This is a genomic window from Sphingorhabdus sp. (assembly GCF_044354325.1).
Classification (GTDB): Bacteria; Pseudomonadota; Alphaproteobacteria; order Sphingomonadales; family Sphingomonadaceae; genus Sphingorhabdus_B.
The window spans coordinates 1-15,060 of the sequence record NZ_JBILAF010000046.1 but is presented as its reverse complement, the minus strand read 5'-3'; the positions used below and the strand labels follow the sequence as shown (position 1 = coordinate 15,060).

Sequence of the window (15,060 nt, the reverse complement as noted above, 5' to 3'; positions counted from 1 at the left end):
CACGCAACCGTTGAAGCCGTCACCGCGCGGATCATCGAACGGTCAAAGCCCGGGCGTCAGGCCTATCTCGACCTGATCGCCAAGCAACGTGATGCAGGCGTAAACCGGCCCGCTTTAAGCTGCGGCAATCTGGCGCATGGCTTTGCCGCGAGCGGTGAGGATAAGCCCGCCATTCGCGGCGGCAAAGCGATGAACATCGGCATTGTCAGTGCCTATAACGACATGCTGTCGGCGCATCAGCCATATGGCCGCTACCCCGAGCAGATGAAAATATTCGCGCGCGAAGTTGGCGCGACAGCGCAGGTCGCAGGCGCGGTGCCCGCGATGTGCGATGGTGTGACGCAGGGTCAGGATTCGATGGAGCTGTCGTTGTTCAGCCGCGATGTCATTGCCATGGCAACCGCGGTTGGCCTGAGCCACGGGATGTTTGAAAGCGTCGCGATGTTGGGCATTTGTGACAAGATCGTCCCGGGCCTTTTGATCGGCGCGTTGCGTTTTGGCCATTTGCCAACAATCCTCGTCCCCGCAGGCCCAATGCCGTCGGGCCTCGCCAACAAAGAAAAACAACGTGTCCGTCAGCTATATGCAGAGGGTAAAGTAGGCCGCGCCGAATTGCTGGAGGCGGAAGCCGCGTCCTATCACGGCGCAGGCACATGTACTTTTTACGGCACCGCCAATTCCAACCAGATGATGATGGAGGTCATGGGGCTGCATATCCCCGGTGCCGCGTTCATCAATCCGGGGAACAAGCTGCGCACCGAATTGACCCGGGCTGCGGTACATCGGTTGAGTGAAATTGGCTGGGACGGAGACGATTACCGGCCCTTGGGCCTGTGCGTCGACGAAAAAGCCATCGTCAACGCCTGTGTCGGTTTGCTGGCCACGGGTGGATCAACGAACCATGCGCTGCATATTCCGGCCATCGCCCGCGCCGCCGGTATTATTATCGATTGGGAAGATTTGGATCAGCTGTCCGCAGTGGTGCCGTTAATCGCCCGCGTGTATCCGAATGGCTCGGGCGATGTGAACCATTTCCACGCGGCAGGCGGAATAGGCTATGTCATCCGCGAACTGATAGACGCGGGGCTTCTCCACCGCGATATCATGACCGTTGCGGGACAGGATTTGGCGGATTATGGACGTGAGCCCATGTTGGAAGAGGATAAGCTTGTGTGGCGCGACGCCCCTGCGATGACCGCCGATGACACAATGCTGCGTCCGCCGTCCGCGCCGTTCAGTCCCGATGGAGGGATGCGTTTGGTGACGGGTAATTTGGGCCGCGCGACGTTCAAGACCAGCGCGGTTGATCCGGCACGCTGGACCATCGAAGCACCGGTGCGGGTATTTCACGAACAAAATGATGTTCTTGCAGCGTTTAAGGCGGGCGAGCTTGATCGCGATGTCATTGTCGTCATCCGTTTTCAGGGGCCTGCCGCCAATGGCATGCCTGAACTCCACAAGCTGACGCCGCCATTGGGTGTGTTGCAGGATAAAGGCTTTAACGTGGCGCTCGTGACCGACGGGCGTATGTCCGGCGCATCGGGCAAAGTGCCCGCGGCGATCCACTTAAGTCCCGAAGCCGCACGTGGCGGAGCAATCGCGAAGCTTCACGATGGCGATATCGTGCGCCTGTGTGCCACCAACGGTACATTGTCCGTGCTGGTCGACGATACCGAATGGGCCGGTCGCACGCCAGCCCCGACGCCCGTGGCGCAAATGGGAACTGGACGCGAGCTGTTTGCAATGATGCGCGCTACGGCCGATGAAGCGGAAAAGGGCGGGTCAGCGATGCTCGCGGCGGCAGGGCTATGACCGCGATTGTCGCCGTCGATATCGGCGGAACCCACGCGCGCTTTGCCCTTGCCGAAGTGGATGCGGGCAAGGTCATTAACCTTGGCGAGGCGGTAACGCTGAAGACAGCAGAGCATGCCAGTTTCCAAACCGCGTGGCAGGAATTTCAGCGGATGAACGGAGCGCCGCTTCCGCCCGCAACGGCTATTGCCATTGCAGGGCCCGTTGATGCTGACGTGATTAAGCTCACCAACAACCCTTGGATTATTCGCCGGTCGATGGTCTGTGAAAAGCTGAATGTCGATAGCTTCGTTATCGTTAATGATTTCGGCGCTGTTGGCCATGCAGTTGCGCAAGCGGGGCCCGAGCATTTCCACCATTTGACGGGCCCTGAGCAGGCGTTCGCGCCCGAAGGCACGCTGAGCATCATTGGCCCGGGGACCGGTCTTGGCGTCGCACATGTCGCGCGCACCGGCGGCGTCTATCATGTGCAGGCGACCGAAGGTGGGCATATCGATTTTGCCCCGCTCGATGCCATTGAAGATGCCGTGTTGGCGCGCTTGCGCAAACGCTACCGCAGGGTGTCGATTGAACGGGTGGTGTCCGGTCCTGGCTTGGTTGATCTTTACGAAACGCTGGCCGCCATCGAAGGCCGCGCGGTGCAGCAATATGATGACAAGACGCTCTGGCAAATGGGTATGTCCGGTGAAGATAGCCTTGCCGCGGCGGCTGTTGACCGTTTTTGCCTGTCGCTGGGCAGCGTTGCCGGTGACATCACGCTCGCTCAAGGCGGCTTTGCAGGGGTCGTCATCGCAGGCGGCCTAGGACTGCGTATCAAGGACAGTCTTGTCCGTTCAGGCTTTGCCGAACGGTTCCGCGCCAAAGGCCGCTTTGAAGGATTAATGGCCTCCATCCCTGTTAAACTCATCACCCATCCGCAGCCGGGCCTTTTTGGGGCAGCGGCTGCCTATGCCCAACAATATATCGAGAAAGAATAGCCAATGTCGCCCGTTGAAAAAGTCATGCGCACTGCGCCCGTTATCCCCGTTCTGGTGATTGAAGATGCGGCGCATGCACGCCCGATTGCGGAGGCATTGGTTGCGGGTGGTTTGCCGGTGTTAGAGGTCACGTTGCGCACGGCGGCTGCATTGGATGCTATTGCCGAAATGAAGAAAGTGCCGGGCGCAATTGTGGGTGCAGGCACCGTTGTTGATGTGGCAGGCCTGGACAGCGCAATCGCGGCTGGGGCGGAGTTTATCGTTTCGCCCGGCCTGACCGACAATTTAGGTAAAGCCGCCATCGCCAAGAATATTCCGTTTCTTCCAGGCGTTGCGAGCGCGGGCGATATCATGCGCGGACTTGATCTGGGCCTGACGCATTTCAAATTCTTCCCGGCGGAAGCAAATGGCGGTCTACCTGCGCTGAAATCGCTTATCGGCCCCTTTGGTCAGTGCAAATTCTGCCCGACCGGCGGTATCAAACAGGAAACCGCGGCAGACTGGCTCGCGGTTCCCGAAATTTTATGTGTTGGTGGAAGCTGGCTTGTTGGTAAAGGCGTTCCTGATGTTGCCGCGATAGAATCTGCAGCGCGCGCAGCATCGGCATTACGCAACTAACGGAGACGCAAGGCACATGGCCGAAGAAATTGAATGGTGGGACTTTGACGCAGCAGAAGATTTGATCGACGCTGTTGTCGGCGACGTCAGCTTCATCATCGAAAGTGCACTTGATGCCCGTGGCCAAGCATTGGTCGCGTTCCCCGGCGGTTCGACACCAAAGCCGATTTTGGAAAAGCTGGCGCAAGCCAATATCCGCTGGAAAAGTGTAACAATCATTCCGACCGACGACCGGTTGGTTCCGGTCGACAATGCGCTGTCGAATGTTGCGATGATTGCGAAGATATTCATTCCAAAAGGCGCGCGCGTGTTGCCGATCACCAGCGATGCTGCGGACTATAAATTGGCCGGAGGGGCAGCAAATGCCCGTCTTGCGGACCTGCATTGGCCACCCGATCTTGTCTGGCTGGGTATGGGCACGGATGGGCATACCGCGTCGATATTCCCGGGACCTGATATGGAAACCGCGCTCGAAGGCGGAAAAGATGTGCGCGCGGTCGGTGTTGCGCCAGACCCGCTCCCGCCCGAAGCGCCGGTCAATCGCGTAACCTTGACAGCATCTGCAATCGGTACTGCGCGTACGGCGATATTGGTAATCAATGGCGCAGAGAAGCGTGCCGTGCTTGAGGCCGCGATTGAGCAGGGAAGTAAGTCAGCTTACCCCGTTGGCCGCGTGCTCGACAAAATTGCCGTCCCTGTCGACATATATTGCTTGGATGATTGATTTAAACGCGGCGTAGCTTGCCAGGCACGGGCGGCGTTGTGTTCAGCCTTTGAAGATATAGGGGCAGGTCGAGAGCACCAGTGCTAACTGGCTTGCGTACGTCTTTCGGATTGATGTGGTGATCAAACGCAATCCCCACACGGCCGTCTGTTGCCCATGCAATGTGACCGCTGACCCAACCGATGCTGCGCAGCTTTATCTCCACCGGTTCACCGCGCGGTGCATTTGTCGGGATTTCAGCCATCAGCCCGCCGGCTGACAGGTTGCGAATGCGCACTTCGTGCTCATTTTTTGTGTTGGGAAAGCGCAGAACTGCCTTCAGAAAAAGGCTGTCGCGATCCATGTTCCGCTTTGCAGCCGACATGTTAATTTCGCCGAATGAGTCATTCATAATGCAGCACCAAGCATAGAATTGGGAATAATTCAGGCTTGGACAATGCCAGCTAAGTGTAGCCAAAAGGTTAATTCGCGGATCAACCGGATGGACTTCACATAATTGCATCAACCATGATCATTGAACGTCGCGGTGTTAGTCGTCGCGCGAAACGCGCTCCTGCCGTTCGTGTCGTTCCTGCGCCTCAAGCGTCATTGTCGCGATGGGGCGGGCGCGCAATCGGGCAAGTGAAATGGGCTCGCCTGTTACTTGGCAATATCCATATTCGCCTTCGGTGATGCGGCGAAGCGCGGATTCGATTTTGGAGATCAGTTTGCGCTGACGGTCGCGGGTTCGCAATTCGATACCCCAGTCCGTTTCGCTCGATGCGCGGTCGTTCAGATCAGGTTCGCGCATAGGGCCATCCTGAAGCTGATTCAGCGTACCCTGCGATTCCGCCAAGATACTGTTTTTCCAGTCAACCAACTGTTTTTCAAAATATTTCAGCTGACGATCGTTCATGAACGGCTCGTCGTCGCTGGGGATATATGAAGGGTCAATATCGTAACCGGAGTTGTTCAATTCTCCGGTATTCGTTTGAGGCTCGGCGCTTGCGCCCATGTTAGATTCTCCACCTCTGGCGGGCCCCGCAAAACCAAGGTTGCCGCGTCCAAATCCACTCTCGTCGGCGCTATAGACTCACGCCAAAACCCGCACAAGCAGCAAATGTTACAGACTGTCATGGAATCCATAAAAGCTGTGGAAACGGCGCGCCTTCACACATTCGATCGCTCCAAACAGCCCCAAGAATGAAAAAGGTCCAGATTATCTCCGTATACATGGCTTTCGCGAAATTATGTGCATGCCCTTTTTCATTGCGAAACCGATGCGCGAACGGCATAGCCAGCCACCATGCATGACCTAAAATATATCCGCGAAAACCCGCAAGCCTTTGATGCCGCCCTTATCCGTAGGGGCGCTGCACCCGTTGCTGCATCGGTTCTGGCGCTGGATGAAAATCGCCGCGCTTTGTTGACCGAAATGCAAAATGCGCAAGCACGCCGCAATGAAGCGTCCAAAGCAATCGGCGCTGCCATGGGCAAGGGCGATACCGCGACCGCAGAGGCGCTAAAAGCCGAAGTTGCCGCGTTGAAGGACACCTTGCCAGCATTGGAAGAGCAGGAACGCGCGGCCGGCGAAGAATTGGATACGCTGCTCGCCGGGCTGCCCAATTTGCCCGCTGACGACACGCCCGATGGTGCGGATGAGACCGAGAATGTTGAAGTAGCCCGGTGGGGAACCCCGCGCAGTTTTGAATTTGAACCGCGCGATCATGCCGATTTGGGACCAGTGCTTGGCCTCGACTTCGAAACCGGCGTTGCAATTTCGGGTGCGCGCTTCACCTTCATGCGCGGACAAATGGCGCGGCTTAATCGCGCGCTTGGTCAGTTCATGCTGGATTACCAGACCGGACAGCGCGGTTACACAGAATGCGCCACGCCCTATCTGGTGCGTCAGGAATCGTTGTTTGGTACCGGACAGCTTCCCAAGTTTGCCGAAGACAATTTTCAGACGACCGATGGCCGCTGGCTGATCCCAACCGCCGAAGTATCGCTGACCAACAGCGTGCGCGAGCAGATTTTGGACGAAAGCGTGCTGCCGATCCGTATGACCGCGTTAACGCCCTGTTTCCGTTCCGAAGCAGGCGCGGCGGGCCGCGATACGAAAGGCCTGATCCGCCAACACCAGTTTGAAAAGGTAGAACTGGTCTCCATCGTTCGCCCAGAAGACAGTGCCGCCGAACATGAACGTATGGTCGAAAGTGCCGAGGGTATTTTGCAAGCGCTTGAACTGCCGTATCGCAAGATGCTGCTGTGCACCGGTGACATGGGTGCCAGCGCGCGCAAGACCTATGACCTTGAAGTCTGGTTGCCGGGGCAGGGGCTGTATCGTGAAATTTCGAGCTGTTCGAACTGCGGTGACTGGCAGGCGCGCCGTATGAACACGCGGTACCGCCCTGCGGAAAGCAAAGGCAATGTGTTCGTACACACGTTGAATGGTTCTGGCTTGGCCGTTGGCCGCACGCTGGTTGCCGTCCTTGAAAATCATCAGCAGGCCGACGGCAGTGTGACCGTTCCAGCCGCGCTGCTGCCATATATGGGCGGCCTGACAAAGCTGGAGATTGCGGCCTGATGCGCATTTTATTGACCAATGATGATGGTGTAAATGCGCCGGGTCTTAAGGTGTTGGAGGCGATTGCCCGTACCCTGAGCGATGACATCTGGATTGTCGCACCTGCGGAGGAAAATTCAGGGGCAGGGCACTCGCTGACGCTCACTAAGCCTGTGCGAATCCGCCAACATGGCGAAAAACATTACTCGGTTGCGGGGACGCCGACGGATTCTGTCATGCTCGGCATTGGTGTCATCATGAAAGATGCAAAGCCTGACCTGATCTTGTCCGGCGTCAACCGTGGTGCCAACCTTGGGGATGACATTACCTATTCGGGCACGGTCGCTGCGGCGATGGAAGGGGCGTTGGCAGGAATCCGATCCATCGCGCTGAGCCAAGTGTATAGCAAAGAAGGCATGGCGGACGCCGTACCCTTTTCAGCTGCCGAAGCGTGGGGCGAGCGGGTGCTGCGTCCATTATTGGACACGCCGCATACGCCGCGCACGCTGACCAACATCAACTTCCCGCCGCTCTTGCCGCAGGATGTCAAAGGCATCAAAGTCGCCCGGCAGGGTTTCCATGACTATAGCCGCGGTTCAATCGTCAAGGGCACGGATCCGCGTGGCTACGACTATTATTGGTTCGGGCTTCATGGAATGGTGCACACGCCGGGCCATGATACCGACCTTGAGGTGATTGAGGATGGCTATATCGCAGTGACCCCGCTGCAGCTTGACCTAACCCATAGCGAGTCCCTCGCAAATCTTCGGAGCGCCTACAGCGGGTAAGGGAAAGCCGTTTGCTGCAGCGTGCCAGTTACGTTGTGTTCGGGATCATTGTTCATCCCACTGAAATTCGGCCACATGGCCAGCTTTCGCAACCGACCAAATGGACTGAAACGCAGCAATCCGCGTGCGTACGGCCTCAATCGATTGGGGCGTCAGCGCAGGCATTGGAACAAATGAAGCCTCGCAGGCGGTTTTGGCAATGGAGATAAAGGTTTCGGCATCTGCCGGGGCACCCCAGGCATCGGATTCGAAACATTCCACCAAGCGTTCTGCCTGAAGCAACTGCACAATATGTTCGTCCGGCGTCTGCGCCCGTGACGCGCTGGCGTGACCCGCCTGTTTTGCAATTTCCTGAATATCTGCGGGGCTATGCCCTTTTGCCACCATTCCCCAAAATGCCATTGGCAAGTTCAACTCGGTTTCGACGAAATAATGGATCGCATCATGCGGCGTCACGCCTTTTTTGGGAAAGGTTGCGGTCTCGGTCGAGCCATCATCCCGAACAATAGCGAGAAAATCGCGATCCGTACCTTTGGTAATTTTGATAATCATTGTTGGATTGTTATCCTGATGCACAGCGCAAATCTATACTGCCCGTGACAAGCGTGCGGAAACCCGCTATGCGGCCCGCCATCATGGCAACTCAAATCAAAGCAGCGCCGAAGGTCGGCATGGTATCACTTGGCTGTCCCAAGGCGCTGGTCGATAGCGAACGGATTCTCACAAAGCTGCGCGCCGATGGCTATGGCTTGTCGCCCGATTATGCCGGCGCTGACGTTGTGCTGGTCAACACCTGTGGCTTTCTGGACTCCGCAAAGGAAGAGAGCCTTGAGGCGATTGGAGAGGCGATCGCAGAAAACGGCCGTGTGATTGTCACAGGCTGCATGGGTAATGAAGCCGACGTGATCCGTGCGCGCTTCCCTGATGTGCTCGCGATCACCGGTGCGCATCAATATGAAGCCGTTGTTTCGGCGGTTCATGAAGCTGCGCCACCTACACGCGGTGCGTTTGTGGACTTGGTTCCCGAAGGCGGCTTGAAGCTGACCCCGCGCCATTATAGCTATTTAAAGATTTCCGAAGGGTGCAACCACAGCTGCGCCTTCTGCATCATTCCATCGTTGCGCGGAAAGCTTGCGAGCCGCCGGATTGACGCCGTGTTGCGTGAGGCGGAGAAGCTGGTCGCCGCGGGCACCAAAGAGCTTTTGGTTATTTCGCAAGACACGTCTGCTTATGGCGTTGATACGCGGCACGAGCCACGCGAGTGGCAGGGGCGTCAGGTGCGCGCGCATATGACGGACCTTGCCCGCGAATTGGGCAGCTTGCGGACGAGCGAAGGCATCGCGCCTTGGGTGCGGCTGCATTATGTCTATCCTTACCCGCATGTTGATGACGTTATTCCCTTGATGGCCGAAGGGTATTTGACGCCATATCTCGACATCCCGTTTCAACATGCCGCGCCGAATGTCCTAAAAGCCATGAAGCGCCCCGCCAATGAAGCAAAGGTGCTGGAGCGCATTCGTAATTGGCGCAGTATCGCGCCCGACATCGCTATCCGGTCAAGCTTTGTGGTCGGATTTCCGGGCGAAACCGATGCGGATTTTCAATATCTGCTTGATTGGTTGGACGAAGCTCAATTGGACCGCGTCGGCGCCTTCCGCTTCGAACCGGTGGAAGGTGCGCAAGCGAACGATTTGCCAAACCCTGTTCCTGAAGAGGTGAAGGAAGAGCGGTTCCAGCGTATCATGGAAAAGACGGCGGCGATTAGCGCAGCTAAGCTTGCCGCCAAGGTTGGACGCAATATCCCCGTCATTATCGACGAGATTGGCGACGCCGATGAAGATGGCAGCGTTGGCGCCACCGGACGGTCGCAAGCCGATGCGCCGGAGATCGATGGCCATGTCTATCTGCGTGACGTTGCACCGACCTTAAAGGCGGGCGACATTGTGCAGGTCGATATCGAAGACGCGGACGAGCACGACCTGTTTGGCGTTGTCGCCTGATTCAGGGCGCCCGCCTTTAACGGCTTAGCGCGACTTTGGCGGCAGCGGGAAGAAGCCTGATGTGCGCGCGACATATTCCGCATAGCCGGGCCGCGTTTTCTTCATGCCATATTCTAGCATTGGCTTGCCCGACCAGCGCGTGAGCGTGAAGGTCAGGAATATCGGGCCAATGATGCTGATCCAACCTGGCAGGCCAGTCTCACATGCAATGAGCCAGATACCCCACCATGTGCAGGCATCGCCAAAGTAATTGGGGTGCCGGGTATAGCGCCATAAGCCGGTGTCGAGCACCTTGCCTTTGTTGGCAGGGTCGGCCCGGAATGCGTTTAGCTGCGCATCACCGATTGTTTCAAATAATATGCCGATGATCGCAATAATCGCGCCGGCAAATGCAAGCGGACCTAAAGCTGTGTTCGCGCCATCGCTGTACGCGATGCCGAGCTGTGCGGGCAGGCAGGTGATGAACAGCAATGGGGCTTGGGTCAGAAAAACTGACTGCAGCGACGTTTTGCTCCAGCTCCAGCCCTTTTTCTCCATCGCACTGCGCATGATTTTTTCATAACGCGGATCTTCGCCATGCGCGCGCCAGCGTGTCCACAAATGCAGCGAAAGCCGAAGCCCCCACAATGTGGTCAGGCCAAGCAGCACATGCGAAAGCGCGCCCGGTGCATCGGATTGCGTCCAGCTTGCCCATGCAAGCAGCACCATTCCGAAGGCCCAAAACGCGTCAATAAATGAAACATCGCGGATCTTGACCGAATACGCCCAGAGCAGAAGTATGACTGCAAGCAGGGCAGTCGCGTTGATTGCAAGTGTTTGACCGATAGCTGTCATGTTTCATCCTTTGCAAAAATGCCGGTCATCCCTTTCGCAGGGTATTTCGGCACGACAGTAGAATAGATTTCGGCGACCTTTTTCATGTCCGCCTTATAATCACCCGTGGGCCAAATCTCTGGCCCTAAGCCACCGGATTTTGACTGATAATCCATCATGCCAACGACCATCGGCACGCCGGCACCCATGGCGATATGGTAAAAACCCGTTTTCCACGCTTTGACGTTGCCCCGTGTGCCCTCAGGCGCGATGGTGAGCATGAATTCTTTTCTACGGCCGAATTCATCAATCATCTGCTGAACATAATTTTTGTTCGATGTGCGATCCACCGGGACGCCGCCCATGTCGAGCATGAAGTTTGTAAATGGCCAACGGAAGAGAGAAGATTTTCCCATGAAATGGGGCATTATTCCAAGGTCATCTGTTAATCCCAGAAAATAGACAAAATCCCAATTGCTGGTGTGCGGTGCCGCAATCAACACGAATTTACGCGATTCGGGCACGACGCCATGGGCATGCCATCCGCCGCGTTTGTATATTCCGACCAATACCCGCCTGACCAGCCGGGACAACCAGCTAGGCTGACGTTCCTTCAAAGACATATTTTGTCTTCCTCCCCCATTGCCTCCATAACTGCGTTACAAAGCTTTTCAAACGTCTTGTTTCATAAATACGCAAGCGCTAGGCACGCGGACGTAACTATAAAACAAGCGGGAAAAAACATGTCGCATTCAGCGCACGGCGCCATACCGGTCATTTCAGCTACTGGCTTATTCACACCAACCGATACCATCAGCAATGCGGAGCTTGTTGCCAGCTTTAACGCTTATGCCGATCGGTATAACGCCGCCCATCCCGATGCAGAGCCACTGACGCACAGCTCGGTTGAATTTGTGGAAAAGGCCAGCGGCATAAAGTCGCGCCATGTTATGGACAAAACCGCGATATTGGATCCGGACATTATGGAGCCACGCTACGCAGAGCGTCCGAATGACCAGATTTCGCTTATGGCGGAAATCGGTGTGGCGGCGTGCCGGGACGCATTGGCTAAGGCTGGCCGAGACATTGCCGATGTCGATGCTGTTTTATGTGCGGCATCCAATATGCAGCGTGCCTATCCTGCTATGGCGGTCGAAATTCAGCATGAATTGGGCATGCAGCGCGGCTTCGCCTTTGATATGAATGTCGCGTGCTCGTCGGCTACCTTTGGCATCCAGACGGCCGCCGACTATATCCGCAGCGGCAATGCGCGTTCTGTATTGGTCGTAAATCCCGAAATTACGTCCGGCCATCTCAACTGGCGCGATCGTGACAGCCACTTTATCTTTGGCGACGTGGCAACCGCCATTTTGGTCGAAGCGAAGGATTTGGCGCCAGCGCAGCATTGGGAAATATTGGGCACGCGTTTGAAAACCCAGTTTTCGAACAATATCCGCAACAATTTCGGGTTTCTAAATCGCGCGGATGGCAATGGCCCTGTCGATCAAAGCGGACCGCGCAACGACAAATTGTTCGTCCAAGAAGGCCGGAAGGTTTTCAAAGAAGTCGTGCCTATGGTTGGGCAAATGATCCTTGAACACGCAGAAAGCCTTGGCCTGTCGGGGTCAGATTTGCGTCGCTTGTGGCTGCATCAGGCCAATACCGGAATGAACCGGCTTATCGCGCAAAAGGTGCTCGGGCATGAAGCTGTTGAGGACGAGAGCCCAACGGTTCTTGATACCTATGCCAACACCTCAAGCGCGGGTTCCATAATCGCGTTCCACAAGCATAATCAGGACCTGAAAGCAGGCGACCTTGGTCTCATCTGCTCATTTGGGGCTGGCTATTCGGCGGGGTCGGTTTTTGTGCGTAAGGTTGGGTAGGTCCGATAACGCGCGCAATAGGCGGCAACGCATTACCGCTTAATTCCGGACTTTGAATAACGGATATCTGCGGACGATGTCGTCGTACACGGCCGCATGCAGCCGTTGGACAAATTCGCAGCCATAATATTCATTCTCATGCCATGCGATGCGCGCTTGAAGCTGATTATATCCGGGTAATGTCAGGAACAATGTCCGGTCAGGGGCAATGAATGACCCCGTGCGCATGCGAAATCCGGCTTGCGATAGGTCGACAATTTCAACTTGTTGCCGACCTCCGCCTTGTTCGCGGACGCTTGCCGTGATGGAGACCCCGCTACGCGTAAATGCGCGGTGTTCATGTCCACGGCTGTCAAAAACGTCCCCGGCCATCGGTGGCTCCTGATCTCCTGATCCTCCGATAGACGGTAGCGAAATAATCAAATTTAGTCGAGTATCATCGCCAGCAGGATGTAGATCAGGACGGGTGAGCCAAAGCCAACCACGGTCGCGACCGCAAAAATCAGGCGAATGATCATCGCGTCTATGCCGGACCAGTTGGCCAATCCGGCGCATACACCGAGAATTTTCTTATTGGTTTTGTCCAATGTTAAACGTGCCATTTCGTACTCCCTTGTTTTGAACTGCGTTAATGTGTTTAGGCCACGATAGCTGCAGCAGGCGCTACGGCTGGTGCAATGCTGATGCCGATGGTGATAACCGCGCAAAGTACAGCGGCAAAGGCTGAAAGGATTTGGGTGCGTGCATATTGTGTCATGTGACGTTCCTGTAAAATCTACCGGACTATTCCGGCCATGCGAGATAGTTTGCATAGGCCGTGCCAAATTGGATGTATTTCATAAAATCATATAGTTAGGTCTGTTCTTGGTAACGAACGGGCGTGAAACAATTTCATATGTTGGGAAAAAATACCAATATTTGGTTTGGCGATTTTCCGATAAGCGGCTTGACCGGACCATGCCACTATAGCAGGCACGTTATATGGTCCTGTCCCGCCTGTCCTTGAATGATTTTCGCAACCATGCCGCGCTTGAGATCCGTCCCGATGCGCAGTTCATTGCGCTTCATGGGTCAAATGGTGCGGGCAAGACGAACATCCTAGAGGCCGTCTCGCTGTTGGTTCCGGGGCGCGGCCTTCGCCGCGCTGCCATGTCGGATATGGTCCGTGCTGGCGGTGGCGGTGGATTTGCCATCGTTGCTGAAGTCTCGGGGAATGTCATTGGAACGGGTGTGAGCGCGGAGCAGCCCGAGCGCCGTAAAGTCCGCGTGAACGAGAGCAATGCGTCGATTAACAGCCTTGCGGAATGGCTTTCGGTCATTTGGCTTACGCCGGCGATGGACCGCCTGTTTGCAGATGGTTCCGCCGCGCGGCGTCGGTTTCTGGACCGCCTTGTGCTGGCACTCAGTCCTCAGCATGCCCGTCACAGCAGCCGCTATGAAAAGGCCATGCAGCAGCGGAACAAGCTGTTGTCGGGGACCGTGCCCGCTGACCCGCTTTGGCTGGATGCTCTTGAGCAACAGATGGTGGAGAGCGCCCACGCCATTCAAGCTGCGCGTACCGGCTTGGTTGATGCCTTACGCGACCAATTGCAAAGTGCGCCTTCGGGGCCCTTTGCGGTTCCGCTGATCAGCCTTTTCGATAAGGCCGGTCCAGCAGAGGGCGATCTGGCCATGATCTGGCGTCAGAGCCGCAACCGTGATGCCGCGGCCGGACGCACATTATTTGGTCCACATCGCTTCGACCTTAACGTCATACACAAGGATTCCGGCCAAATGGCGGAGCAGTGTTCGACAGGCGAGCAAAAAGCCTTATTGCTATCGCTCATCCTCGCACACGCCGCGTTGGTGTCCGCGCAGCGTCAGGCACCGCCAATCCTGCTTTTGGATGAAGTTGCAGCGCATCTCGATCCGTCACGACGCGCTGCATTGTTTGCGTTACTGGCCGAAACCGGTGCGCAGGTCTGGATGACCGGAACCGAGCCCGAATTGTTCAACGGTATAGGGCCTTCTGCCCAACTACTACCAGTCGGGCAGAACTAGGTTCCTTACTCGGCCTGACTTGCCTTTTTTGCGACCTTCTTCTTCGGCGGCTTGGGTTTTGTAGCCTTGGGCGCCGCGGGCGTTACTTCAAAACTTGGTGCGCCGTCCTTCATGTGCACAGCGACTTCGCCGCCATGCACGAGTTTTCCAAACAGAAGCTCTTCAGCCAGCGGCTGTTTGATCTTCTCTTGGATCAGCCGTCCCATTGGACGTGCGCCATATAGCTTGTCATAACCACGTTCGGTGAGCCATGCGCGCGCTTCGTCGTCCAGTTTGATGTGCACATTCTGGTCGGCGAGTTGCAGTTCCAGCTGCAGAATGAACTTGTCGACAACGCGTGCAACAACGTCCGTGGGCAGATAACCAAATGGCACGGTTGCATCCAGACGGTTGCGGAATTCCGGCGCAAACATCTTTTTGACGGCTTCGTCGCCAGCATCTTCCTTGCTGATGTTATTGCCGAAACCAATACCCTCTTTGGCCATGTCGCTGGCACCCGCATTGGTTGTCATAATCAAAATGACGTTCCGGAAATCAACGGTCTTGCCATGATGGTCGGTGAGACGGCCATTATCCATGACCTGAAGCAAGATATTGAACAGGTCAGGATGCGCTTTTTCGATTTCGTCGAGCAACAACACGCTGTGCGGGCTTTGGTCGACGGCATCGGTCAGCAGACCGCCTTGGTCAAAACCGACATAGCCAGGAGGCGCACCGATCAGGCGGCTGACGCTGTGGCGCTCCATATATTCGGACATGTCGAAACGCTTGAGCGGAATGCCAAGGATCGAGGCGAGCTGACGCGCGACTTCGGTCTTGCCGACGCCCGTGGGGCCGCTGAACAAATAGCTGCCGATGGG

At 56.3% G+C, this 15,060-nt stretch carries 17 protein-coding genes; 9 read left to right on the top strand and 8 right to left on the bottom strand.

Going from position 1 to position 15,060, the window contains the following annotated elements; genetic code table 11:
* The 4 genes from edd to pgl all read left to right on the top strand — a co-directional run.
* Nucleotides 1–1,812: phosphogluconate dehydratase (edd, locus tag ACIQ0G_RS05945; protein WP_397577115.1), on the top strand; the 1,812-nt coding region annotated here is incomplete at its 5' end.
* Nucleotides 1,809–2,789, top strand: coding sequence for a glucokinase (gene glk, locus ACIQ0G_RS05940; protein WP_397577114.1), 981 nt, complete (start codon nucleotides 1,809–1,811; stop codon nucleotides 2,787–2,789). The genes edd and glk, both read left to right, overlap by 4 nt.
* Nucleotides 2,790–2,792: 3 nt before the next feature.
* A complete protein-coding gene (eda, locus tag ACIQ0G_RS05935; protein ID WP_397577113.1) occupies nucleotides 2,793–3,407 on the top strand; it encodes a bifunctional 4-hydroxy-2-oxoglutarate aldolase/2-dehydro-3-deoxy-phosphogluconate aldolase in 615 nt (204 codons plus the stop codon).
* 16 nt (nucleotides 3,408–3,423) lie between these two features.
* Complete coding sequence (gene pgl / locus ACIQ0G_RS05930; protein ID WP_397577112.1) at nucleotides 3,424–4,131, top strand: 6-phosphogluconolactonase; 708 nt, start codon at nucleotides 3,424–3,426, stop codon at nucleotides 4,129–4,131.
* Between the two features lies 1 nt (nucleotide 4,132).
* On the opposite strand, the gene ACIQ0G_RS05925 is transcribed toward pgl, so the two are convergent.
* Together ACIQ0G_RS05925 and dksA are read right to left on the bottom strand one after the other, a co-directional pair.
* Nucleotides 4,133–4,522: a PilZ domain-containing protein gene (locus tag ACIQ0G_RS05925; protein ID WP_397577111.1), complete on the bottom strand. Its 390-nt coding sequence runs from the start codon at nucleotides 4,520–4,522 to the stop codon at nucleotides 4,133–4,135.
* A gap of 138 nt (nucleotides 4,523–4,660) precedes the next feature.
* Nucleotides 4,661–5,125: an RNA polymerase-binding protein DksA gene (gene dksA, locus ACIQ0G_RS05920; protein ID WP_306064814.1), complete on the bottom strand. Its 465-nt coding sequence runs from the start codon at nucleotides 5,123–5,125 to the stop codon at nucleotides 4,661–4,663.
* Between the two features lie 291 nt (nucleotides 5,126–5,416).
* On the opposite strand from dksA, the gene serS reads away from it, so the two are divergent.
* Together serS and surE are read left to right on the top strand one after the other, a co-directional pair.
* The gene (gene serS, locus ACIQ0G_RS05915) at nucleotides 5,417–6,697 is read left to right on the top strand and encodes a serine--tRNA ligase (RefSeq protein WP_397577110.1); all 1,281 of its coding nucleotides are present in this window, start codon (nucleotides 5,417–5,419) and stop codon (nucleotides 6,695–6,697) included.
* Nucleotides 6,697–7,464, top strand: a complete 768-nt coding sequence (surE, locus tag ACIQ0G_RS05910; protein ID WP_183940085.1) for a 5'/3'-nucleotidase SurE — start codon at nucleotides 6,697–6,699, stop codon at nucleotides 7,462–7,464. The genes serS and surE overlap by 1 nt, the downstream gene beginning before the upstream one ends.
* A 45-nt stretch (nucleotides 7,465–7,509) precedes the next feature.
* Here the strand turns inward: surE and ACIQ0G_RS05905 are convergent, their stop codons facing one another.
* Complete coding sequence (locus ACIQ0G_RS05905; RefSeq protein ID WP_397577109.1) at nucleotides 7,510–8,016, bottom strand: hypothetical protein; 507 nt, start codon at nucleotides 8,014–8,016, stop codon at nucleotides 7,510–7,512.
* Nucleotides 8,017–8,099: 83 nt separating this feature from the next.
* Between ACIQ0G_RS05905 and rimO the strand changes: the two genes are divergently transcribed.
* Nucleotides 8,100–9,464, top strand: a complete 1,365-nt coding sequence (gene rimO / locus ACIQ0G_RS05900) for a 30S ribosomal protein S12 methylthiotransferase RimO (protein WP_397577108.1) — start codon at nucleotides 8,100–8,102, stop codon at nucleotides 9,462–9,464.
* A gap of 24 nt (nucleotides 9,465–9,488) precedes the next feature.
* Here the strand turns inward: rimO and ACIQ0G_RS05895 are convergent, their stop codons facing one another.
* Nucleotides 9,489–10,298 carry a DUF1295 domain-containing protein gene (locus ACIQ0G_RS05895; RefSeq protein ID WP_397577107.1) on the bottom strand — a complete coding sequence of 270 codons (810 nt, stop codon included), beginning with the start codon at nucleotides 10,296–10,298 and terminating at the stop codon, nucleotides 9,489–9,491.
* Nucleotides 10,295–10,900 (bottom strand): lysophospholipid acyltransferase family protein, encoded by a 606-nt coding sequence (locus ACIQ0G_RS05890; protein ID WP_397577106.1) that lies wholly within the window; start codon nucleotides 10,898–10,900, stop codon nucleotides 10,295–10,297. Before ACIQ0G_RS05890 ends, ACIQ0G_RS05895 begins: the two co-directional genes overlap by 4 nt.
* 120 nt (nucleotides 10,901–11,020) lie before the next feature.
* Between ACIQ0G_RS05890 and ACIQ0G_RS05885 the strand changes: the two genes are divergently transcribed.
* Entirely contained in the window at nucleotides 11,021–12,160 is a 1,140-nt protein-coding gene (locus ACIQ0G_RS05885) for a beta-ketoacyl-ACP synthase III (RefSeq protein ID WP_397577105.1), read from the top strand.
* Nucleotides 12,161–12,199: 39 nt separating this feature from the next.
* On the opposite strand, the gene ACIQ0G_RS05880 is transcribed toward ACIQ0G_RS05885, so the two are convergent.
* Nucleotides 12,200–12,532, bottom strand: coding sequence for a PilZ domain-containing protein (locus ACIQ0G_RS05880; protein ID WP_397577104.1), 333 nt, complete (start codon nucleotides 12,530–12,532; stop codon nucleotides 12,200–12,202).
* 53 nt (nucleotides 12,533–12,585) lie between these two features.
* A complete protein-coding gene (locus tag ACIQ0G_RS05875) occupies nucleotides 12,586–12,762 on the bottom strand; it encodes a PspC domain-containing protein (protein ID WP_395635950.1) in 177 nt (58 codons plus the stop codon).
* Nucleotides 12,763–13,141: 379 nt separating this feature from the next.
* Between ACIQ0G_RS05875 and recF the strand changes: the two genes are divergently transcribed.
* On the top strand, nucleotides 13,142–14,200 hold the full coding sequence (gene recF / locus ACIQ0G_RS05870) for a DNA replication/repair protein RecF (protein ID WP_397577103.1): 1,059 nt from the start codon (nucleotides 13,142–13,144) through the stop codon (nucleotides 14,198–14,200).
* 5 nt (nucleotides 14,201–14,205) lie between these two features.
* Here recF and ACIQ0G_RS05865 read toward each other — a convergent pair.
* Nucleotides 14,206–15,060, bottom strand: an 855-nt coding sequence (locus ACIQ0G_RS05865; RefSeq protein ID WP_397577102.1) for an AAA family ATPase, incomplete at its 5' end; no start/stop codon positions are given.